We start from the raw sequence: 22842 nt of genomic DNA on the forward strand, positions 1-22842 counted from the left end.
AATATTTTGATTAGAACAGACCGAAAAGTTCGGCTTCTATTTTTTGGATAATCTTACCGAGATCTTCTTGGTTATTTGCAAAGTCTAAGTTGTCTTTGTCTAATACCAATAGTTTTCCTTCTGTATAATTATTGATCCATTTTTCGTATTTATCGTTTAGTTTCGATAAGTAGTCCAAGCGAATTCCAGATTCATAATCACGTCCTCTTTTTTGAATATTGTTCACTAGGGTAGGAACAGAGGCTTTTAGATAGATAAGGAGATCTGGAGGTTTGATATAATTCACGATGCTCTGAAAGATATCGGAATAATTTTCAAAGTCACGTGCACTCATCAACCCCATATCGTAGAGGTTTTCTGCAAAGATATAAGCATCTTCATAGATTGTTCTGTCCTGGATCATATTGATGTCTCTGTTTTGCAGATCAACAATATGGCGGAATCTAGAATTCAAGAAGAAGATTTGAAGGTTGAATGCCCAGCGTTTCATGTCGCTGTAGAAATCTTCTAAGTAAGGATTGTTTTCTACGGCTTCAAACTGAGGTTCAAAGTTCAGGTGCTTAGCTAATAATTCTGTTAAAGTAGTTTTACCGGCACCAATATTTCCAACGATAGCTATATGCATAATTCTAGTACAATTTTTTTAAACCGATGATTTCACGCACTTCTTTCATTGTTTTTTGAGCACTTGCTTGCGCTTTTTCAGCTCCAAGTTTCAATACTTTAGCAATATATGCGTCGTCTTGGTTGATTTCATTGATTCTTGCTCTAACTTCGCTAGTAGCAATGATCATATCTTCAGCCAATTGTTTTTTGAAATCACCGTAACGGATCTCAGCTTTATTATATAGATTGTCAAAATGTTGAACTGTATCTGGTGTAGATACTACATTCATCAAATCAAAAAGGTTCTGAACAGCTTCAGGTTTTTCTTGGTTTTCTTGAGTAGGCCCAGCGTCAGTTACAGCACGCATTATTTTTTTACGAACAGCCTCCTCAGTGTCAGAAAGGTAAATACAGTCGGCATCACCATTTGATTTGCCCATCTTTCCTTGACCTGAAAGCCCAGGGATTTTAATTAACTTATCAGAATAGGTAAATGCAAATGATTCTTTGAAATAATCAACATCATACAATCGGTTGAATCTATTTCCAAAAGTCCTTGTCATTTCCAAGTGTTGTTCTTGATCTTTTCCAACCGGTACTTTCGTTCCATGGTGAATTAAGATATCACATGCCATTAATACTGGGTAAGTCAATAGTCCTGCATTGACATTGTTAGGATTTGCTCTTACTTTATCCTTGAATGCTGTTGAGCGCTCAAGTTCCCCCAAATATGCATTCATATTCATATATAGGTAAAGTTCAGCCACCTCAGGTACATCTGATTGTACGTATATGGTTGATTTTTCTGGATCAAGTCCAGCGGCAAGATATTCTACTACGACATTGCGCACAGTTTCTTTTAATCCATGTGGCGTTGGGTGAGTAGTTAAAGAGTGTAAATCTGCGATAAAAAAGAAGCAATTGTACTCGTCTTGCATTTTGACGAAATTCTTCAATGCTCCATAGTAATTTCCAAGGTGTAATTTTCCGGTACTTCTAATACCACTAACAACGGTTTCCATATTAGTTGCGAAGTTACATAAAAAACAGGAAAATTCAGACAGGTTAAATCGATGTTAAGCTGTCGTAAGATAATCGTGCTAAAAGGTGTTTTAAACTAGGTTTAGTAGAGTTGAGGGTTTTCCAATAAGTCCGTTACATAACCTAAAACTTCCGCTTCTTGGGCTCCATCTTCCAACATGGAAAAGGTTAGGTATGCAGCATATATCTCACAACTGAAAACGACATGTTTGTCTGAGACAATGGTGTCAATAACACCTTCCCTGATGTCAATTCCCAAATGCTCTATTTCATTGTGAAGATTGGTTGAGATGCTCTCGTGATCTTCACCTGAAGCAAATCCAACAATAATATGTAAGATTAATTTGTCAAACAGTTCCGGATTCATATTCTTGAACTTATTAGCATATAGTTCAGAATCAAAACGACTTTTCGCACTTGAGACAATTTTGTCCCAAATAAGGTACTCAGTTTTAGTTTGCATAACAAAAGTTTATAAGTGTTATCGTAAATATAATCAATTATCCTTTTCCATACAACGGTTAAATTAAGATTAACTCTCAATGTGTATGCAAACAAATAGGTTGTTTGGAAGGTTCTAATAGTACATTTTAAAAAACAATGGTTATGATAAATTCAGATGAGAATAAAAAGAAGAACAAGTTGAATGATGATGATCAAGGACCTAGAGATCCTAATAATCTTGCTTATGACTCAGAAGAAGATTCGTATGAGCTTGATGTCAATGACAGAGATCCAGATTGGGAACACCCATCGGATTATGACACCATAAGTGAGGGTGCTGCTGATGATGATTCTACCTATGACTCTGCTAACCCTTATGTTGGTGATGAATACGCTCCTTTGGAAGAATTGAGAGAAGAAAATTTGGATGACAATAACATGCATATTGAAGGTGAAAGTATTGTGAGGGTTTCTAAAGAAGATGAAGAATTGTCTAGAGATGCCGAAGATTACCGCGATGATTTAGACGAGGAAGGGTATCCAAAAAACGACGAGTAGTCTATACTTGCCAAAATTTTTATTTTGACTTGAATCACTATATTTAGTCTTTCAAAATTATTGATATGCATATTGATTTAACGGGCAAAACTGCTCTTGTTGGCGGTGGAACCGCTGGAATTGGCAAAGCTATCGCCAAAGAATTGGCTGCTTGTGGAGCAGAAGTTTATTTGATGGCAAGAAATGAGGATAAGCTGAAGCAAGTTTTAACAGAATTGGACACAACAGCAGGGCAAGTACATGGATACATCGCTACAGATTTTATGAATTTTGAGGTTCATAAATCAAATTTAAAGAAGTTCTTTGATGAGCATGTTATCGATATTTTAGTAAACAACACGAATGGCCCTTCTGCAGGAACGGTAATGAACAAGTCCATTTCTGATTATCAGGAAGCATTTGATTTATTGTTCAAGAATGCTGTCTATGCTTCGAGTTTGGCTTTGAATTCAATGCGTGATGCTGGTTTTGGAAGGATCATTAACGTTTCGTCCTTGACTGTCAAAGAGCCTCAAGACTCATTGGTTCTTTCCAATACTATGCGAGTTGCGCTGGTTAGCTGGAGTAAATCTCTTTCAAAAGCGGTTGCTGCAGATGGAATTACCGTCAATTCTGTTTTAACGGGTTACTTTGGCACAGATCGTTTACATGATTTGATGAATAATCAGGCTAAGAGTGAGGGTGTTGATGTGGAGGTTATTGAAAAAAGAAGAATTGATAGTATGCCTGTCAAAAGATTGGGCAAGCCTGAAGAATATGGTTATTTGGTGGCTTTCTTGGCTTCACCTTATGCTTCCTTTTTGACGGGAGCTTCCATTCCTTTAGATGGAGGGCTTTCTGATTTTATATTTTAAGAAATTCAATTGGAAGCTATTCAGCTTCCAATTGTTCTTTATACTTTCTTTTGTGTTCTTCTACCTCTTCTGGCATCTCAGGGTAGTGGATGTCTTTATATTCTGATAGAGTTTCATAGATGATGCTAGCTACCAAGAATCTGCTGATGGGTTTGGAATCCGATGGAATTATATACCAAGGAGCATCTTTCTTAGTTGTATTCCTGATTGCATCCTCATAACATTCCATATATTTATCCCATAAAGCTCTTTCTTTTAAATCCCCGGGTGAGAATTTCCAGTTTTTCTCTTCTTCTTCCAGTCTGCTCAATAGTCTTTCTTTTTGTTCTTCCTTGCTGACATTCAAGAAGAATTTAAGGATAATCATACCATTTTGAGTTAGTCGTTTCTCAAAATTGTTTATTTGGTCAAACCTCATTTCCCAAAAATCATTCGGAAGATTTTGTGGATCTGTAATATTTGGAATCCGTTCGTTCAATAAATATTCAGGATGCACTCTAGTCACTAGTACGTTTTCATAATGCGTTCTATTGAAAACAGTGAATTTCCCTTTCTCGGGCAACCTTATTTCATGTCTCCACAGGTAATCATGCTGCAATTCTAATTCTGTAGGCGTCTTGAAACTTTCAACGACCACTCCTCTGACATTCATTTCCTTGAATACTTCTCGAATCAACGAATCTTTCCCGGAAGTATCCATCCCTTGCAAACATATTAATACGCTGTATCTATCATCTGCGTACATTTTATCCTGCAATGCTGCAATCTTTTTCCTCAATTCCTTGAGTTCAATTTTTGCATCGTCTTTACTGATTTCATCCTTTATGTTAGTAGGGTGTTCTTTTAATTTAAAATTGCTTTTAGCAGCTAATTTCTTAGAATAGTTTGCCATAGATTTTATTTTAGGTAACACAATTTACTAAAATTTTGTTTCTATTTCATTTGATTATCATTAAATTTAATGATAATTTAGATTATCATTTAAATGTGTGATAATTTAGATTATCACTAAAATAAGTGATAATTTTATTTATCATTGATATGAGTGATAATTTAAAATATCATTAGATTCGATGATTGTAAAGTAAATAGAGAATCTTAATCACAGAAAAAATGAAGTATCACGTAATATTGACGGGCGATGTAATCCACTCACGGTCATACGAGGCGAGTGAATGGTTGCCAAAATTTGAACGGGGAATCAAGCGATACGCAAAGTCTTATGATATTTTTAGGGGAGATAGTTTCCAGGCTGAAGTTTCTTTGGAAGATTGTTTTAAGGCTTTGTTTTATCTAAAGGCGGAGATGCGTCAGTTCGAGGGGATGGATGTGCGGATAGGAGTAGGAGTTGGGCAAGTTGATTTTATAGATAAGGATATCAAAAAATCAACTGGAGAAGCTTTTATTCTATCGGGAGAATCCTTGGATAGTTTGACAAAGGAAAGTTTGGAATTTCGATCTCAATGGAAAGAATTGGATGAATGTATAAATTTAATTTTAACTTTATCGACTAGATTAACTGACCAATGGACTGCAAATATGGCCGAAACGGTTCAGGCAGCCATGGACAATCCTAAAGCAAATCAAACGGAATTGACAAGAATTACGGGTAAAAAGCACCAAAGCCAAGTCAGTACTGAATTGGGGAAAGCGAATTATACAAAAATCAACCAGGTCATCGATTATTGTACTAAAGAATTAAAGCGATATGTTAACTGATTTACTTAAAATGTTGACTGCCCATATTTTAGGGGACTTTGTCCTTCAACCGAAATCATGGGTAGACAAGCGGAAAACCAAGATCCAATATCTGTTATATCATGTTGCTGTCCATGCTGGACTGCTGATTTTGTTTTTTATCAATGACTTAGCAGGAAATTGGCAGAACATTCTATTCTTAGTAGCAGCACACTTAGCCATCGATAGCTTGAAAATTGGATGGGAGCAAAGATGGCCAGCCAACCCAGCGCGAATATTCTTGATCGACCAGGCTTTGCATTTGGCAAGTATATTCGGTGTATATTTCTTTACCCATCCCGAAGTATTCAAAACCATGACGGCAGATATTTCAGCCAATCATGTTATGTTGTACTTGATTGCTATATTATTGATAGTTTTTGTTATTCCAATTGGAATCAGAATCTTTTTCAGCAAATGGAATAAAGAATCAGAATTCAATGTTAAAAGGAAAGAAACCTTATTTGATGCAGGAACGATCATAGGGATTATCGAAAGAACCATGATCTTGGGATTTATATTAATGGATTTTATGGAAGGAGTTGGGTTTTTGTTGGCTGCTAAGTCAATTTTTAGATTTGGCGACCTAACGAATGCGAAGGACACTAAGTTTACAGAATATGTGCTGATAGGGACTTTATTGAGTTTTGGGTTGGGAATGTTGGTGGCCATAGCACTTAAACATGCACTAAATATAATTTAATCATACCATGAATAAAACTAAAAAAGGTTTTAAAGCCTTAATTCTATTAATTTTCGCTGCAATATATTCAACCGGAATCCATGCTCAAACAGCTACTTTTGAATCTGAGCTCAAGAAGATCACAGATAAGTACGATGCCGTTGGCTTAGCAGTTGTTGTGGTAAAGAACGGGAAACCTGTATATGAAAAAGCTTTTGGTTATAAAGATTTGGAAACCAAAGAACCATTGACAACAGACAACTTGTTTCGGATTGCTTCCATTTCAAAATCTTTCAGTTCGACAGCGATTATGCAATTGGTGGAAGCTGGTAAAGTATCATTAGATGATGATATCAGCGACCTAATAGGTTTTAAAGTTAGAAATCCTAAGTTTCCAAACACAAAGATTACTCTGGAAATGATGCTTTCGCATCGTTCTAGTCTCAATGACAGCAATGGCTATTTTACGTTAGATGTATTGGATACGACCAAAACTAAAGATTGGCAAAAATCTTTCAATTCCTATGAACCTGGGACGGATTATGAATACTGTAATTTGAACTTTAATATGATAGGAGCTGTTTTGGAGCGATTGACCAATGTACGCTTTGACAATTACATCAAACAGCAAATATTGAATCCATTAGGACTGGATGCTGGTTATTGTGTTGATTCATTAGATCAGCGTAGAATTGCAAAATTATATGAAAAAGAAGATGGGAAATATGTTGAACAGAAAGCTGCATATAACCCTAGATCAGAAGAGATAAGAAACTATACCATGGGTGTGAGTACACCTGTTTTTTCCCCAACAGGGGGCATGAAAATCTCTGCCCATGATTTATCAAAATATATGATGATGCATATGAATTATGGTAAATCAGGAAAAACCAAAATTATTTCAAAGGCTAGTTCCAAAAAGATGCAAACAGGTCTTTCTCCAAAAGAGAATTACGGTTTGGCTCTTTTGGAGAATGACCGATTGATTCCAGGAGAACATATGATTGGCCATACGGGTTCAGCATATGGACTTTATAGCAATATGTTTTTTGAACCCAAGAAGAAATTTGGGTTTATCGTCATCACGAATGGATGTATTCCAACATTGGATAGGAATGAGGATATCATGATGTCCAAAGAAGTTATTAACTTACTGTATACTGATTTTATAAAAAAATAAATAAAGGATTCACAATTAATTCTGAAAGTAATTGATAATTAGAATTTAGTGTCTCAATGAGCAGATTTGAGGTTTGTTTGGGGTCTATATCCTAAGGGATAACATCTAAATACTGATTTAAATTAACTACTTTTGTAAAAATTATTCAAATTGACAATTAAGCAATATGATTATTCAACCAAGAACTAGAGGTTTTATCTGTTTAACAGCTCATCCGGAAGGAGCAGCAGAGAATATCAAGAACCAAATCGAATACGTAAAATCCAAAGGAGAGATCAAAAACGGTCCTAAGAAAGTTTTAGTAATCGGTGCATCTACCGGATTTGGGATTGCTTCACGTATTAGTGCTGCTTTCGGTTCGGGAGCTGCTACTATCGGAGTATTTTTTGAAAAACCAGCCTCAGAAGGGAAATTAGGAACAGCAGGATGGTATAATAGTGCCGCATTCGAGAAAGAAGCACATGCTGCAGGATTATATGCAAAGAGTATCAATGGCGATGCTTTTTCTGATGAAATCAAAAAACAAACAATTGATTTGATAAAGAAAGACCTTGGTCAAGTTGATTTAGTGATCTATTCTTTAGCTTCTCCTCGTCGTACACATCCTAAAACAGGTGTTCAACATGCTTCAGTGTTGAAGCCAATTGATAAGCCTTTTACCGATAAAACTGTTGATTTCCACTCAGGTGTTGTATCTGATATCAGTATCCAACCGGTAGACTCGGAAGATGATATTAAAAATACAGTTGCTGTAATGGGTGGTGAAGATTGGAAGTTCTGGGTCGAAGACCTTAAAGAAGCAGGTGTATTGGCAGAAGGTGTGAAGACTGTAGCATATTCATATATTGGTCCTGAATTGACTTACCCTATTTACCGTAACGGTACAATTGGCCGTGCAAAAGACGATTTGGAAGGAACTGTACCAGCAATCAATGATTTATTGAAAGATCTTAATGGAGTTTCTTATGTTTCTGTAAACAAAGCTTTAGTAACTCAATCTAGTTCTGCTATCCCTGTCGTTCCATTGTATATTTCATTGTTATATAAAGTAATGAAAGAAAAAGGAATTCATGAAGGAACAATTGAGCAAATGCAGCGCTTATTTGCAGAGCGTCTTTATATTGACGGTGAAATCCCATTGGATGAAAAAGGAAGAATCCGTGTTGACGATTTAGAAATGAGAGAGGATGTTCAAGCAGAAGTTGCAAAACTTTGGGAACAAGCAAACACTGAGAATCTAGAAGAAATCTCTGATATCCAAGGATACCGTGATGACTTCTTCCAGTTGTTTGGATTCAACTTTGATGCGATAGATTATAATAAAGATACAAGCGAACTGGTTCAAGTACCTAGTTTAGCTGAATAACATATCTTAAATTTTAAGAAATGCGTCAAGAATATAATATTCTTGACGCATTTTTTTGCTTTGCATTCGTTTGTTTTTTTGGAAAACGAAATTTATTATAATTTAATAAATCCATGTTCGTTTTAAACAATCTATTTGAAATGAAATAAAATATGTGTTTAATCACTTAATATTAAATAGATGACGGTCAAAAAATCACAAAAAATGGGTTTATTTATAGTATAGCATATTTTTATTACATAAATAAGTAGAAAAAATTTGTTTCTTTTTTTAAATTTACCCCATTAATCCATGATAAAATAAATCTTTATCTAGATTGAAACAAACCACTAACTATGAATTAACATAAATGAATAATCAGGTTCTTATTAAAGACGAACACATGTTCTTGAGCGAAGGCATTCAAGAATTCGGATATCTATTAATTACGGATACTGAATTTAACCTGATTGCTGGCAGTGAAAACTGTGACGAGTGGCTTTGTGAAGACTTCTCCGATTGCTTGGGTCTTAATTTGTGGAATATCCTAACAGATTATTTTCCGAAATATGTTGCAAGCATTAATAAGGCTGTCCATCAAGTTCTTAATGATATCAATGAACGTGTTTTGATGGAGGTATTCATTAAAGAGGATTCATATTATTTAAACATCTATTTATTAAACGACCTGATTTACCTTGAGTTTGAAAAGAAATTTGAGGACTCGAATGTTTTTTTTCCAAAATTTGAAATCGTAGACAAGCTATTGTCGAAGAATAAAGGGAATATATGGCAAGCTGCATGTTCTTATATAACCAAGATTAGTGGTTTTGACCGTATCCGTGTATTTCAATTTGTTGAAGGCGGAAACGGACTCATTATAGCTGAGTCAATTGACAACAATGAACTGGAGGGAATCTTAGGGTGCTATTATCCAGATATGGATATCTTCAAATTAGCAAAAAACATTCACCAGGTCAACGTGCATCGTTATGCAGCCCAAATCGATGGTCCTACAATTCGTATTATTTCAAACCCTAAGTATGAACCAAATTTATCTCAGACTAACATAAGGATGGTTTCGCCGATCCATGCTGCTTATATGCTGAAGGATGGCGTAAATTCAAACTTAAGTGTTGCCTTGCAGATTGATGGTAAATTATGGGGTTTCATTTTCTGTCAAAGTCAAGAAGCTAAAAAAATCAACCTCTTGAAAAGAGAGGCTTTGGTTTATTTTATCCAAATGGCTGTGAACAGGTATGCTGAAGAACAAAAAAATTATGAAAAGGAATTTCATGACGATATCCGGAATTTTGAACTCCAACTCAAGGAAAAACTTGTTCTCAAAAATAATCTAGCCGAATCATTGCGGGTTCTTGAAAAAGAACTTTGTTATTATGCCAAAGCTGATTCGATGGTCATCTTTATCAATGGCCGCATGTATGCCTATAATATTGTTATTGGTGAGCAAAAAATCCTTGAAATCATAGCTTTGCTGAAGTCTGAATGCAAGGAACAATATTATGCGGATCATGAATTTATCATGAAGTATGGAGAACAGCTAGAAATAAACGCTGAGCGTTTTGTTGGTTTAGCTGGTCTGCATGTTGAAATGGATGAAAGCTGTACCATCCTGTGGTTCAGGAAAGAAAAGGAGTTTCAGAGGAAATGGGTTGAAAAACCTGTCAGAAGAATTGGAATGAATCTTTCAAATGAAATTTTCACCCATGAGGAGCATCCTTACCTGGATATATGGATCCAAAAAACAGTCGGAACTTCTGAGCCTTGGGGCGAAGATGAAATCTATTTCATCAAAAGATTAAGAGAATTGATTCTCCAAAGTGCAAATAATTTCTCCCAAGAAATTGATAAATTAAATAAGGAAGTGGGCGACCTAAATCGTGCTTTGGATAACTATGCCAATACAGTCAGTCATGACCTTAAAAATCCACTATCCGCAATTAATCTTTCTACCCAAATGTTGTTACAACGCCCCGACATGAAGGAAGAATTACGGAATAGAATGCTCAAAAATACGAAAGACGCCGTTGAAGTGATTGGAGAATTGCTCCGTAGTGTCCATGAGTTCTCTAAAGTGAAGAGTTATGAGTATAAGATGGAGCCTGTGTATGTTGATGAATTCCTGAGTCAAATTGTGGAGTTTAGTCAAATCCGCTATCAAGCAGAACATGCTGAAGTAACATATGGAACTATATTACCGGTTTATGGTGAAAAATCCATTGTCTACCAATTGTTTCAAAACTTAACTGGAAATGCTGTCAAATACAGCGCAAAAGGAAATTATCCAAAAATTCATTTTGATTCTAAAATTAAGCATGAGTTTGTAGAATATACTATTGCCGACAATGGAATTGGTATAGCTAAGGAAGAGCTCAGCATGATATTTGATTCATTCAAAAGATTGTCTAATGCAGGGAATTTTGAAGGAACTGGGTTAGGCCTTTCTATCGTAAAACGCATTGTGGATAGATTGGGTATGCAAATAAAGATAGAGAGCGAACTTGGAAAAGGCACCACTATACATTTGTTGTTTCCAAATACTAAGTAAAATTTCTTATTAGAAAGTTCCATTTTCCTATTGTTAAGATTCATTCGCTTCTATGAATCGTAAATAGATACTTTTATAGCTAAAAACCTCGCTTAAAAAATTTATATTTGCGAATTAAATTGAAGGCATAATAACCTATATGAAGCATATACGCAATTTTTGTATTATCGCACATATCGACCATGGTAAAAGTACCTTGGCTGATAGATTATTAGAGTATACCAATACTATTACACAACGTGAAGCGCAAGCTCAGCTGTTGGATAATATGGATTTGGAACGTGAAAGAGGGATTACGATTAAGAGCCATGCAATCCAAATGGAGTATACCAAAGATGGACAAAAGTATGTGTTGAATCTAATTGATACCCCAGGCCACGTGGATTTCTCCTACGAGGTATCAAGATCCATTGCTGCTTGTGAAGGCGCATTGTTGATCGTAGATGCTTCGCAAGGTATCCAAGCTCAAACCATTTCCAACTTATATTTAGCATTGGAACATGATCTTGAAATCATCCCAATTCTTAATAAAATGGATCTTCCAGGTGCAATGCCTGAAGAAGTAAAAGACCAAATCGTTGATCTTATTGGTGGAAAACGTGAAGATATTATCCCTGCATCTGGTAAAACAGGTATGGGTATTCCTGATATTCTTGAAGCAATTGTGGAGCGTATTCCGGCACCAGTTGGAGATCCTGATGCTCCATTGCAAGCTTTGATCTTTGACTCCGTATTCAATTCTTTCCGTGGAATTATGGCTTACTTCAAAGTTGAAAACGGAGAAATCCGTAAAGGCGACAAGGTAAAATTCGTGGCAACAGGAAAAGAGTACTTTGCAGATGAAGTAGGAACCCTAAAATTAACTCAAGTTCCAAAAGATGTTATTAAAACTGGGGATGTAGGTTATATTGTATCAGGTATTAAAGAAGCAAGAGAAGTTAAGGTTGGTGATACCATCACCAAAAAAGATAGGCCATGTGCTGAAGCGATTCAAGGTTTTGAAGAAGTGAAGCCGATGGTTTTCGCAGGTATTTATCCTGTCGATACTGAAGATTATGAAGAACTGAGAGAGTCGATGCACCGTTTACAATTGAATGATGCATCCTTGGTATTTGAACCAGAATCTTCCGCAGCTTTAGGATTCGGATTCCGTTGTGGATTCTTGGGTATGTTGCACATGGAAATTATCCAGGAACGCCTAGAAAGGGAGTTCGATATGACCGTTATTACGACTGTACCTAACGTGTCTTACCGCGCTTTCTTATCGAAAAACCACGAAGAAGTAGTAGTACATAACCCTTCTGATTTGCCTGATCCTAGTAAATTGGACAGCATTGAAGAACCTTATATCAAAGCAAACATCATTACAAAGGCTGAATTTGTAGGTCCTGTAATGTCTCTTTGTATTCAAAAGAGGGGAACAATTATCAACCAGTCTTATCTAACTTCAGATAGGGTAGAGTTGGTGTTCGAAATGCCGATGGGTGAGATCGTATTCGATTTCTATGATAAACTAAAGACCATTTCTAAAGGCTATGCTTCTTTTGATTATCACCAGATTGGCTACAGACAATCGGATTTAGTGAAATTGGACATAAGGTTGAATGATGAACCAGTGGATGCTTTATCATCATTGATTCACCGTAGCAATGCATACGATTTTGGTAAGAAGATCTGTGAAAAATTAAAAGAACTATTGCCAAGACAACAATTTGAAATCCGTATCCAAGCATCAATCGGTGCTAAGATTATTGCGAGAGAAACTATCTCTGCTTTACGTAAGGATGTAACAGCTAAATGTTATGGTGGTGATATCTCCCGTAAGCGTAAGTTATTGGAGAAACAGAAAAAAGGTAAGAAAAGAATGCGCCAAGTAGGTAATGTGGAAATTCCTCAATCTGCATTTATGGCTGTTTTGAAATTAGATTAACAAAAATCAACCTATACATAATAACATGAATTTACTTGACGGTAAAGAAGTATCAACAAAGATTAAAGAAGACATCAAAAGAGAGACTGCAGAGTTAACTGAAAAGTTAGGTCGCAAACCTCATCTAGTGGCGATTCTTGTCGGAAATGATGGCGGAAGTGAAACCTATGTTGCCAGCAAAATGAGAAATTGCGAACAAGTAGGATTTGATTCCACAAACCTTCGTTATGATGTCGACATCACTGAAGAAGAATTATTGAACAAAATCAAAGAAATCAATGCTGATGATAGTATTGATGGACTTATTGTTCAATTGCCATTACCTAAGCACATTGACCCAGATAAAGTAACTGAAGCTATTGACTACCGCAAAGATGTTGATGGATTTCACCCCATTAATTTAGGTCGAATGCAAAGAAACCTTCCTTGTTTTATTCCAGCTACTCCTTATGGAATTATGCTGATGTTGGAACATTATGGAATTGATACAGCAGGTAAAAAAGCAGTTATTGTAGGTAGAAGTAATATTGTAGGATCACCAATGAGCATTCTGTTGGCTAGAAATTCTAATCCTGGTAACTGTACCGTAACATTAACACATAGTAGGACTAAGGATTTGAAAGATGAAGTTCTACAAGGAGATATAGTAGTAGCTGCGATCGGTAAAAAGAACTTTGTCACAGCTGATATGGTCAAAGAAGGTGCGATTGTAATTGATGTAGGAATTAACAGAGAATCCTCAACAGAAACAAAATCAGGTTTCAAATTATATGGAGATGTTGATTTTGAAAACGTCGCTCCAAAATCATCTTGGATAACACCTGTACCCGGCGGTGTTGGTTTAATGACTATTATTGGTCTTTTAAAGAATACACTAGAAGCGGCAAAAGGAACAGTATATCCTAAAGCATAGCAAATTATTGAATTGAAATATGTTTATTTTAAAGCCTTGACCAAGTCAAGGCTTTTTTTTATTTAAACAAATTTTAGAAGTCAATTATATAAAATAGAAAACCATTTAGTATTCCTAAGGTTTTTCATATCAATGGATTAATGAATTATTATATGGAAAAATTGGATAAAGTAAAAAATAAAGACATTTTGGATATGGAAAACCAAAATGATGAAACACTAAATAAACTGCATGAAATCGTCAAAAAATCATTTGACGAAGAAAAGTTAATAGTGGACAATCTTTTACATCCTCCTAAAGAAACGCTGAGTCAAGGTCAACTAATTTCTGATAAGGTAGCAAGGTTTGGAGGAAGCTGGTCCTTCATCATATTATTTACAGGAATATTGATTATTTGGGTGATTTATAATAGTATGGTGGCTAAGCAAGATCAGTTTGATCCATATCCATTTATTCTGATGAACTTGGTTCTTTCCTGTATTGCTGCCCTACAGGCTCCAATAATTATGATGAGCCAGAATAGACAGGAAGAGAAAGATAGACAACGAGCGGAAAATGACTATATGGTCAACTTAAAGGCTGAACTGGAAATAAGGAGCTTGCACAAAAAGATTGATATGCTATTGGAGGAAGAGGTTAAACAATTATTTGAGTCCCAAGTAACCCATTTAAAGCTACTTAAACAGATGTCGGACCATATTGATAAATTGGAAAAAGAAATTAAAAATAGATATCAACAATAATTAAATTATTTTGGATATTTACCACAATAATATTTGGTATAAATATTGTATCGAACCTACAGATTATTGAAAAACTTAATTATTATAACACTAATAAAAACAAAACAATGAAAAAAATCGCGCTATTAGCAGCAGTTGCATGTGCATTAACAATGTCTGCATGTAACAATAATTCATCAGCAGATAAAAATCATGATGGTGATACTACAGTTGGTGAGCACTTAGATCACACAATTGAAACTACTGAAGAAAATGTAGATGCAATGCAAGCTGATGCAAATGCTGAACTTGCAAAAGCTGAAGAAAATGCGAAACAAGCTCAAGCTGACCTTGATGCAGCAATTAAAAGCGGAGATAAAAAAGCTCAAGAAGCTGCTCAAAAAGCATTAGATGAAGCTAATGCTGCTTGGGAAAAAACTAAAGAAGCTGCGAAAAATGCAGTAGATGCTACTAAAGAAGCTGGTAGAGAAGCTGGTCAAGCAATCGAAAACACAGCTGAAAAAGTAGGTGAAAAAACTGAACAAGTAACTGAAGATGCTAAAAGAAAAGCTGAAAACGTTAAAGAAGCTTTAGAGAACTAAATAATTCCATTATAAAAAATGGTTATTAAGTTTTTAATTGAAAGCGCCAATTGTGTTGGCGCTTTTTTTATGAACATTCTTTAATGTATATTGCCAGTTCACGTAAAGATAGAATGAGTTATAATAAACAAGAAATAATAGAAATTTTAATAGAGAAATCTCAAAATCGAATAAACGATATTAATGCAGCAAAGGAAACTGCTCAGGATGCCATTCTCAATGATACCAAAAGCAGTATGGGGGATAAGTATGAAACTTCACGTGAAATGGCCCAGCAGGAATTAAATCGTTTACAAACTCAATTGCAACAAGCCCAAGCTGATCTCGACAAACTCAAAACACTGAATGTAAAACCTACCAGCATCGTTTCTGTTGGAAGTATTGTCATCACAAACCAATTCGATTATTTTATCGCTATCTCTGTAGGTCCAGTTAAGATAAACGATAAATCACTTATGGTAATATCAAAAGAATCGCCCATAGGAAGTTTATTAATAGGCAATAAAACAGGAGGGAAGGTAACATTCAATGGAAAGGATTTAATGATCAAAAATATCCTTTAAACAAAAGTGTTTGTTACACAAATATTCATTGTAATTCGACAAATAGACTTCTTTAGATCGCTCTATTATGATTTTAAATATACTTTGAAATGAATTGAATCTCGATAAATTAAAAATTTATTCATCAAAACTTTTACCTCTAATTTTTGTTTAGATTTATGTATTATTTACCAATAAAAACAAGAGGTTTTATGAATTTAAAAAAAATCTTATCTATTGCATTAGTATCGGGAACATTGTTATCCGGAACAATTGCCTGCAAATCCAACATCTCGGATGCAGATCTTAAAGCTAAAGTAGAAACCGCTGTTCAAGCAAACCCAGGTGTTACTGTTGAAGTAAAAGACGGTGTTGTTACTTTGAATGGTACAGCAAATTCTGAAGATGAAAAACTTCAAATTGAAAATGCTGCAAAAGCTGCTGATAGTAAAGGCGTAAAATCAGTGCAAAACAATATCGTAGTGAATACGATGCCTCCAGTTGAAATCAATACGGATGATGCTGACCTAACTGCTAAGGTTACTGAATTCACAAAAGATTTCCCAACTGTAAAAACTAGCATCGCTAATGGTGTTATTACAGTAACTGGCGAATTGGAGCAAGCACGTATTCAAGCACTTAAAATGGGTTTAGATGCTTTGAATCCTAAAAAAGTAGACATGAGTGGTTTAACTGTTAAATAGAAACAAATATGAGTTTACAATCAAAATATCAAGTTTTAATTGACACTGCAAAAGCTTCTGGCATAACAGATCTAGCTATTGCTGAACAAGAAGGCGTATTGCATATCCAAGGTACTGCACCAAATGCTGATGTAAAAAACAAACTTTGGGATATCTACAACCAAATTGACCCGAACTTCTTAACCGGTGATGTGGTGATGAATGTAGATGTGTCTACAGCAGTTGCTGGAACACAAGCTAAAGTAATTACTGAAAGTAGCAACCTCAACATTCGTAAAGGTCCAGGAACTGACCAACCAATCGTTGGTAAAGCTGCAAAAGATGAAATAATTACCCTTATAAGTCGCGCTAATGACCAATGGTGGTTAGTAAGAACGAAAGATGGTGAAGAAGGATACTGCTATGCTCAGTATCTTGAGCCAGTGGGTTAATATATATCCAAAATAAAAAATGCCCGGTAAAAATCCTTTACCGGGCATTTTGTTTATGATTATGTCATTACTACAATTCCAACGATACTACATTTCCTTCGCTTCCAGCCAAATAAATATTCTTTTTATCTGTTGAAATAGATATCACATTGAAACTAGCAGTGGATATGTTTTCCCAAGTTTGTCCAGCATCCTTGGAAATATCAGTTCCTGAAGTTCCTGTAGCTATCATTATTTCAGGAGTTAGGTATTTAACACAAGATCTATAACCGAAAACCGGCACCTTAGGTTTTTCCCAAGAAAGACCAGCATTTTTTGTCAAAAGAACATTGTTGCTATTATCCTTATCTGAAGAATAATTTCCACCAACCACGACTCCTTCACGTTCATTTAAAAAATCTATGGAAAAAATCCCTGTACTTGCAGAACCTGACCAGATAGGGACATCCTGTACGTCTAATCTACTTTCTTTTTCACTTCTTTTGATTAAACTAGAGTAGGAGCCGCCAGTTCCTATATAAACCCAATCATTGATAACTTGCAAGGATGTACCACTTGCAGCAAACGCAGCCTCGCCAGGCTCGGCAAACAAATGGATTCCCTCGGTCACATCTTCCCAAGTGCGACCCTTGTTCTTACTTTTCAATAACTGAAATTGTCCATCAATCGGATCGCCTAAAATGTAACCGGTCTTGCCTTGAAAATCCATGCCATCTAAAAAGATTGCAGGATCCTCATTCTTGTAAACTTCTTTCCAATCTTTTCCTCCGTTTTTAGTATATAATATTACAGCAGGTGAACCCGCACTTACTATTACTGCTTCCTTTGCACTAAAAGATTCTATGTCTCTAAAATCATACTTCTCATATCCTTTTGGTGAAACCCATTCCCATGTTTTACCCATATCAATGGATTTACCTACGATTCCATTACTTCCACTAACCCAAACAACTTTGTTTTTAGAGGTAGATAGTCCTCTGAAACTAGATTTGTTCCCAGATGTTAAAGTTTCGAAAGTCTGTGAATGAACAGTACAGGAAAATGTAAAGAGGATAAATGATAAAATTAATTTTTTCATAATCAGAATGTACTATACCTACGTGAGTTGTTTCATTAATTGATCAAATTCTTCTCTCAATGTATTCAGTTTTTCTTCGAGTTGTGCCACCTTTTCTTCTAACTGTGTAATAGTTGAATTATTTGATGTTGAGGCAGGTGAGATAGACTCCTCTTCATAGGCATCCTCGTCAAAATCGCTGAATAAATGAACAAATCGAACCTCTTTCTGCCCAGGTTTCTTTGACAATTGTTTCAAATATGGTGGTTCTTCACCACTTAATTTATTTAATAGTTCCTGTACTTCATCCAAATTCTCAAATTCATATAGCCTACCAGAATTACTGTTTATTTCACCAGCAGTTAAGGGACCGCGCAGAAAAAGCAAACAAAGAATGGCCAATTCTTGGGGTAAAAGTGGAAATTGAATTGCGATATTATGTTTATATTTTGTAACTCGACTTCCTCCACCAACAACAGTTGAAACCAAACCCTTTTTTCGAAGACTGTCTAATACCTGTACAATAAGACTTTCATCATATTGAACCACTGGCTTTCTTGAAGTCTTTTGATTACAGGCAGTTTGTAAACCGTTCAGGGTCATTGGATAATATTCAGGAGTAGTCTTTGATTTCTCTAATAAACATCCTAATACTCTTATTTCTTCAGCACTTAAATTTGGCAATGATTTATTTTCTTCCATAATATATATTCAATATCTACCCTAAATATACATTTTTATTAAAAAGTTGAAGATTGAGCACAAAAAAACAGTCTATTTAATAAATAGACTGTTTTTTGTTTTCACAAGTTTTTATGATTTTTCAGCAAGTAAAGGATTGAATAAATCCCGGTTTGCTTATTCTACATCCATAAATTGGGCAATTTCTTCCCTAATTTCGGCAGGTAACATCATGTAAATCTCTTTCTTCAATGTTACTTGCTCTCCATGAATTGTTGAAATTTTACCATCATAACTCACTATAGATTCAAAACCTCCAATTAACCACTTACCATCGGTTTGAAGATAATCATGATGTTTCTGATCCAATTTCTTTAATTCTTTAATAATTTCATCACTATTAAAGTTTTGATTCTTTACCATATTAAAAAAACCATTTTATATAGATAGTTCTGTGATTTTAGCCCAAATGTGTTCTAAACATTCGTCATAATTCAAACAATTATCTATTGTTAAACAACTACGGGAACGTAAGTGAAAATATTGTGCCAATTATGTTGATTTTTGATTAAAACTTTTATAAATAATTTTAGGTTAACATAGCATGTTATAAATTAAGCTATTATTAACCTAAAAGAGGTATTTGCACCAAATGATTTAAAATATTTAAATCATTTGGCTTATTTAAGAATATGTGTCCTAATTTTTAGTGCAAAATGGTATCAAATTATTAACACGTACTTTTCTCATTTAGATTTGTAGGCCGTATACCTAGCGTTAATTACCTCATCGGTGGAAACAGCTACAATGACTTTTTTTCGTTGATCTACAAAATATTGATCCGCTTTATCCTTGCCATAATATTCATATCTTTCATTATAAAATGTCAGTAGATCGTCTAGTTTTGATTTATCCATGTCCTTGTACCTAATGACGGCATAGGAATAGCGATTTCCTTCAAATAAATAATACATCGTTTCAACATCTGCTGATTCTGAATCATAAATTAAAGTCACGGGATTATTTGCTAAGAGCTTTCTTTTTTCTAATTCAATAATTTCGTTTTTGCTTACTCCGAATTTGATAACGGGTTCAGGAAATCCTGTTACTTGGGGAATTACAATAACCTCTGCTTCTTGTTTCTCATCCCCATATTGGGCAATAACTTTTGTTTTCCCAATATGTTTCGCATTGAATGTTCCATTCGAACTAATTGTTCCAATAAATTTGTTTTTACTTTCCCATTCAACATCATCTTTGTTTGTCCCAAATCTTACTTTTTGCCCAATATGTAATTCTGCTGTTTTTGGATTCAAAATCAATTCTTCTGAATGATCATCTAGCTTTATGCAGGAATAAATTGTAAATAAAATCATAAGGACTATAAATGAATTTTTTAGTTTCATAATAGGGGATAATTTTGCTTTCTGTATTAATATAGCTGTATAAAATTAACCCAAGATTAAATACAGAATAACTTATTGATTCTATGAATGTTTCCTTATTTTTAAAGTGATATGAAACTATGAGAAACAAATATTGGTTGATATGATGAATGAAAATGAGAAAATTTTGAAGTTGGTAATTTCTTTGATGGAAAATGATACATTGTCGGATTTTTTAACAGAATATGATTATTCAGTTAACTTATTCGGTTTGAAAATATCTGATTCCAGGCATTATTTCTTAAGGTTATCAAAACCTCAAAATGATGTCGTGCTGTGGATGCAAGAGGAATATATACCTAAATTGGACATAAATGGTAACTGGATAGAGTATCCTGCGATTGAAAACCCTCGAGTTGAAAGATTAGAACCTTCTGTAAAGTATATCCCAAGTGATCTAACTTATGAAGAATTCAAAAAAAATCTTTTCCAATTTTTTGATCAGTTAAAAGGTTATAAAGCTAATCATTTGAAAAATATTGATTCAACCAAATTGGACAATGATATTGATGCATTAATTCAGGAAATCCAAGCAATTTCTTAATGACAACAACTCCTTAAAAAAGGAAGATAGGTTAACAGTCAAAAGGGGTGATACTATTAATTAAAGTATCACCCTAAATTTATTTATTAAATTCTTTCAAATTATTTACAACGCAGGATTTTGTGCATATTCCCTCCAGGTATCTTCAATCGATTTTCCTAAGGATTGACGGAAAAAGTCGTTATAATTGATTCCATTTCTCAATGCTCTATCCAGTTCCTTGACGAAGTTTTCATTTTTATGAGTTTCTATCCATAATAAAAACCTTGCAGTAATTCCATAGCTCCCATCAAAATTGTGTTCTGGTTTGTAGTCTTGAAGAGTCCATGGATCTGGGTCATCAATTCCATAATGATACCTTACATTGTCTGCTATACCTTCAACCAACCAGCCCGGTACATTTCCTTGATATCCTTGTTGTATATGATGCATAGTTTCATGAACAACAACATCGCCATCAGTAGGATTGCCCTCCATATAATCATAACTAAAAACAACGACGTCCCCAAATGCATAGGCCGCACCTTCATAAGTTGGGTCAATAATAAAATAGAGCTTCTTTTTAGCATCTGGATTGAAGTCAGCAATCAACTTCGGGTATACACTGAAATAAGTATTGATTAACCTTTCTTGGTATGCTAATTCAGATTTATCAGAATGATTTATAAATACTAAAGACACACCATTCTTACTTAAGCTATCAATCTTTTCTCTCGGAGCATCCTTCTGACTGGACGGTGGCATCTGAATCAGCCTAAACTCAGAGGCTTGAAACATATTGTCATTATACAGCTTTGATATCGACCACCTGTAATAGGTGAATTGTTGCTCATTCTTAAAATAAAATTTATAGGTAGTTCTCCGTTTCCTGAATTGCATCCCCATATGACTGTCGAGTTCAGTCCAGTTTTGACCATCATCAGAACCATAAAACTTCCAATCCATTGGATCTCTTCCATCAAAGTCATTACCTGTAGTAAATTCATATGAGGCAATAAGTTTGGCCGTATCAAATTGGAAATCGATGTTCAATGATTTAAAATCCTTGGCCAAGTATTTTGTGGTCGTGTCGCCATCAACCAATTTGTTGGAACCTTCCTGGCCGGTTGCACCATCCGGATTTTCTATGCTCACACGTAACTGAGCATCATCGGTAACATCCTTAACCGCAATTGTTTCTAACTCTGGATCTGGAAGATCAACACTTGTGTGCTCACTACAACTCGTGTAGAGAGTTCCACAGAAAATACTAAGGGGAATTAACCACTTTAAGGTTTTCTTTTTCAGCATGAATATTAAGATTTAGTTTACAAATTAGTTAGCAATTGCTCGCTAGTTCTAAAAACGGATATTTTCAGACTTTCTTATACATTTAAATTGCTAAATCGCGTTAGCTAGCAATTATTATCCAATAATGTGGGTTTATTAACTAATAAAGGCATATCCTAAAGGCAATTTTTATTCGAAATTCTTTAAGGTTACTATTAGCTAGCTAATATTTATTTTAGCAAATAAAATATTGCATTTTTAGGAAAGATTAAGATAGAATTCTTTGATATAAGCAATTTGCAAACATATAGCTACAAAAATTTTTAATGTCACGTTACTATTATCATAATATTAAGTTGCTATTAAAATTTGTTATAATTTTGAGTCAATATCAGAATTAAATCAATGAAAAAGCTAGGTATATTATTATTGTTCGCCGTATTATTTATCTCTTGTGAAAAGGATAATGGCGTGATTCCAGAAGACTTGAAAAAAGAAGTAACTCAAGATCTCAAAGGAAAAGTATTTACCGCTTATGAAGCACAAGTTTACAAACAAGGGGGAACAAACACTGAGGTAGACCCAAAAAATGCCTATTTTACTAAAATGGAAATTGTTGGGAATGTTATAGAATTAACTAGTGCTAATAACAGTAAATCAAGATATGGATTTGAAATTAATAACGCTAATAGAAACTCAGAAGAATTACCTGAAGTTTTTACGCTAGCAATGAAATCCAGCTACAAAAACTTTTACATCTACTTAAGTAGAGATTATTCAAATGCGGTTATTACACTTAGCGATGGCTCTAATAGCTACGGTATCAGTCTGAAACCATAATTGAATTCTAAGAACTTTTAAGCCTGATTATATCACGTATAATCAGGCTTTTTTTATTCCTTCATTTATATAAATCTGTCAGACTTTCCTTTTTAATATCAAAAATTCATCCCCATATTCGATTTTGTAAATCAAACTGAATCGGA

At 34.7% G+C, this 22842-nt stretch carries 25 protein-coding genes; 16 read left to right on the forward strand and 9 right to left on the reverse strand.

What is annotated here, in order from left to right; genetic code table 11:
- Positions 1-10: 10 nt before the first annotated feature.
- The 3 genes from CRT24_RS03770 to CRT24_RS03780 all read right to left on the reverse strand — a co-directional run bounded on the left by CRT24_RS03770 (position 11) and on the right by CRT24_RS03780 (position 2110).
- Complete coding sequence (locus CRT24_RS03770) at positions 11-625, reverse strand: deoxynucleoside kinase (protein ID WP_099369907.1); 615 nt, start codon at positions 623-625, stop codon at positions 11-13.
- Between the two features lie 4 nt (positions 626-629).
- Positions 630-1628 (reverse strand): tryptophan--tRNA ligase, encoded by a 999-nt coding sequence (gene trpS / locus CRT24_RS03775; protein ID WP_099369908.1) that lies wholly within the window; start codon positions 1626-1628, stop codon positions 630-632.
- A 101-nt stretch (positions 1629-1729) separates the two neighbouring features.
- On the reverse strand, positions 1730-2110 hold the full coding sequence (locus CRT24_RS03780) for a hypothetical protein (RefSeq protein WP_099369909.1): 381 nt from the start codon (positions 2108-2110) through the stop codon (positions 1730-1732).
- Positions 2111-2253: 143 nt separating this feature from the next.
- Here CRT24_RS03780 and CRT24_RS03785 point away from each other — a divergent pair, with 143 nt between their 5' ends.
- A complete protein-coding gene (locus CRT24_RS03785; RefSeq protein WP_099369961.1) occupies positions 2254-2649 on the forward strand; it encodes a hypothetical protein in 396 nt (131 codons plus the stop codon).
- 65 nt (positions 2650-2714) lie between these two features.
- Entirely contained in the window at positions 2715-3503 is a 789-nt protein-coding gene (locus CRT24_RS03790) for an SDR family oxidoreductase (RefSeq protein ID WP_099369910.1), read from the forward strand.
- Positions 3504-3519: 16 nt separating this feature from the next.
- On the opposite strand, the gene CRT24_RS03795 is transcribed toward CRT24_RS03790, so the two are convergent.
- Positions 3520-4395: a PPK2 family polyphosphate kinase gene (locus CRT24_RS03795; protein WP_099369911.1), complete on the reverse strand. Its 876-nt coding sequence runs from the start codon at positions 4393-4395 to the stop codon at positions 3520-3522.
- 221 nt (positions 4396-4616) lie between these two features.
- Here CRT24_RS03795 and CRT24_RS03800 point away from each other — a divergent pair, with 221 nt between their 5' ends.
- The 12 genes from CRT24_RS03800 (at position 4617) to CRT24_RS03855 (ending at position 16860) form a co-directional block, all read left to right on the forward strand.
- Positions 4617-5222 carry a hypothetical protein gene (locus CRT24_RS03800; RefSeq protein ID WP_099369912.1) on the forward strand — a complete coding sequence of 202 codons (606 nt, stop codon included), beginning with the start codon at positions 4617-4619 and terminating at the stop codon, positions 5220-5222.
- Positions 5212-5943 (forward strand): DUF3307 domain-containing protein, encoded by a 732-nt coding sequence (locus tag CRT24_RS03805; protein WP_099369913.1) that lies wholly within the window; start codon positions 5212-5214, stop codon positions 5941-5943. Before CRT24_RS03800 ends, CRT24_RS03805 begins: the two co-directional genes overlap by 11 nt.
- A 7-nt stretch (positions 5944-5950) precedes the next feature.
- Positions 5951-7102 (forward strand): serine hydrolase, encoded by a 1152-nt coding sequence (locus tag CRT24_RS03810; RefSeq protein ID WP_099369914.1) that lies wholly within the window; start codon positions 5951-5953, stop codon positions 7100-7102.
- A gap of 166 nt (positions 7103-7268) precedes the next feature.
- The gene (gene fabV / locus CRT24_RS03815; RefSeq protein ID WP_099369915.1) at positions 7269-8468 is read left to right on the forward strand and encodes an enoyl-ACP reductase FabV; all 1200 of its coding nucleotides are present in this window, start codon (positions 7269-7271) and stop codon (positions 8466-8468) included.
- A 349-nt stretch (positions 8469-8817) separates the two neighbouring features.
- Positions 8818-11016, forward strand: coding sequence for an ATP-binding protein (locus CRT24_RS03820; RefSeq protein WP_099369916.1), 2199 nt, complete (start codon positions 8818-8820; stop codon positions 11014-11016).
- A gap of 139 nt (positions 11017-11155) precedes the next feature.
- Positions 11156-12946 carry a translation elongation factor 4 gene (gene lepA, locus CRT24_RS03825; protein WP_099369917.1) on the forward strand — a complete coding sequence of 597 codons (1791 nt, stop codon included), beginning with the start codon at positions 11156-11158 and terminating at the stop codon, positions 12944-12946.
- A 25-nt stretch (positions 12947-12971) separates the two neighbouring features.
- Positions 12972-13859 carry a bifunctional 5,10-methylenetetrahydrofolate dehydrogenase/5,10-methenyltetrahydrofolate cyclohydrolase gene (locus CRT24_RS03830; protein ID WP_099369918.1) on the forward strand — a complete coding sequence of 296 codons (888 nt, stop codon included), beginning with the start codon at positions 12972-12974 and terminating at the stop codon, positions 13857-13859.
- Positions 13860-13999: 140 nt separating this feature from the next.
- On the forward strand, positions 14000-14602 hold the full coding sequence (locus CRT24_RS03835; RefSeq protein WP_257213966.1) for a DUF1003 domain-containing protein: 603 nt from the start codon (positions 14000-14002) through the stop codon (positions 14600-14602).
- A gap of 107 nt (positions 14603-14709) precedes the next feature.
- Complete coding sequence (locus tag CRT24_RS03840; protein ID WP_099369919.1) at positions 14710-15183, forward strand: hypothetical protein; 474 nt, start codon at positions 14710-14712, stop codon at positions 15181-15183.
- A gap of 113 nt (positions 15184-15296) precedes the next feature.
- Complete coding sequence (locus tag CRT24_RS03845) at positions 15297-15746, forward strand: GreA/GreB family elongation factor (protein WP_144034502.1); 450 nt, start codon at positions 15297-15299, stop codon at positions 15744-15746.
- A 191-nt stretch (positions 15747-15937) separates the two neighbouring features.
- Positions 15938-16429, forward strand: a complete 492-nt coding sequence (locus CRT24_RS03850) for a BON domain-containing protein (RefSeq protein WP_099369963.1) — start codon at positions 15938-15940, stop codon at positions 16427-16429.
- An 8-nt stretch (positions 16430-16437) separates the two neighbouring features.
- Positions 16438-16860: an SH3 domain-containing protein gene (locus CRT24_RS03855; protein ID WP_099369921.1), complete on the forward strand. Its 423-nt coding sequence runs from the start codon at positions 16438-16440 to the stop codon at positions 16858-16860.
- Between the two features lie 70 nt (positions 16861-16930).
- Here CRT24_RS03855 and CRT24_RS03860 read toward each other — a convergent pair whose 3' ends face one another.
- The 4 genes from CRT24_RS03860 to CRT24_RS03875 all read right to left on the reverse strand — a co-directional run bounded on the left by CRT24_RS03860 (position 16931) and on the right by CRT24_RS03875 (position 20004).
- Complete coding sequence (locus CRT24_RS03860; protein ID WP_099369922.1) at positions 16931-17938, reverse strand: YCF48-related protein; 1008 nt, start codon at positions 17936-17938, stop codon at positions 16931-16933.
- A gap of 18 nt (positions 17939-17956) precedes the next feature.
- On the reverse strand, positions 17957-18619 hold the full coding sequence (locus CRT24_RS03865; protein ID WP_099369923.1) for a YceH family protein: 663 nt from the start codon (positions 18617-18619) through the stop codon (positions 17957-17959).
- A gap of 156 nt (positions 18620-18775) precedes the next feature.
- Positions 18776-19021 carry a hypothetical protein gene (locus CRT24_RS03870; protein ID WP_099369924.1) on the reverse strand — a complete coding sequence of 82 codons (246 nt, stop codon included), beginning with the start codon at positions 19019-19021 and terminating at the stop codon, positions 18776-18778.
- Positions 19022-19344: 323 nt separating this feature from the next.
- Complete coding sequence (locus CRT24_RS03875; RefSeq protein WP_099369925.1) at positions 19345-20004, reverse strand: Ig-like domain-containing protein; 660 nt, start codon at positions 20002-20004, stop codon at positions 19345-19347.
- 142 nt (positions 20005-20146) lie between these two features.
- Here CRT24_RS03875 and CRT24_RS03880 point away from each other — a divergent pair, with 142 nt between their 5' ends.
- The gene (locus tag CRT24_RS03880; protein WP_099369926.1) at positions 20147-20587 is read left to right on the forward strand and encodes a hypothetical protein; all 441 of its coding nucleotides are present in this window, start codon (positions 20147-20149) and stop codon (positions 20585-20587) included.
- A 105-nt stretch (positions 20588-20692) separates the two neighbouring features.
- Here the strand turns inward: CRT24_RS03880 and CRT24_RS03885 are convergent, their stop codons facing one another.
- A complete protein-coding gene (locus CRT24_RS03885) occupies positions 20693-21877 on the reverse strand; it encodes a basic secretory protein-like protein (RefSeq protein ID WP_099369927.1) in 1185 nt (394 codons plus the stop codon).
- A 384-nt stretch (positions 21878-22261) separates the two neighbouring features.
- On the opposite strand from CRT24_RS03885, the gene CRT24_RS03890 reads away from it, so the two are divergent.
- Positions 22262-22696, forward strand: coding sequence for a hypothetical protein (locus tag CRT24_RS03890; RefSeq protein ID WP_099369928.1), 435 nt, complete (start codon positions 22262-22264; stop codon positions 22694-22696).
- Positions 22697-22842: the final 146 nt, after the last annotated feature.

The organism is Sphingobacterium sp. 1.A.5 (assembly GCF_002734235.1).
Taxonomy (GTDB): Bacteria; Bacteroidota; Bacteroidia; order Sphingobacteriales; family Sphingobacteriaceae; genus Sphingobacterium; species Sphingobacterium daejeonense.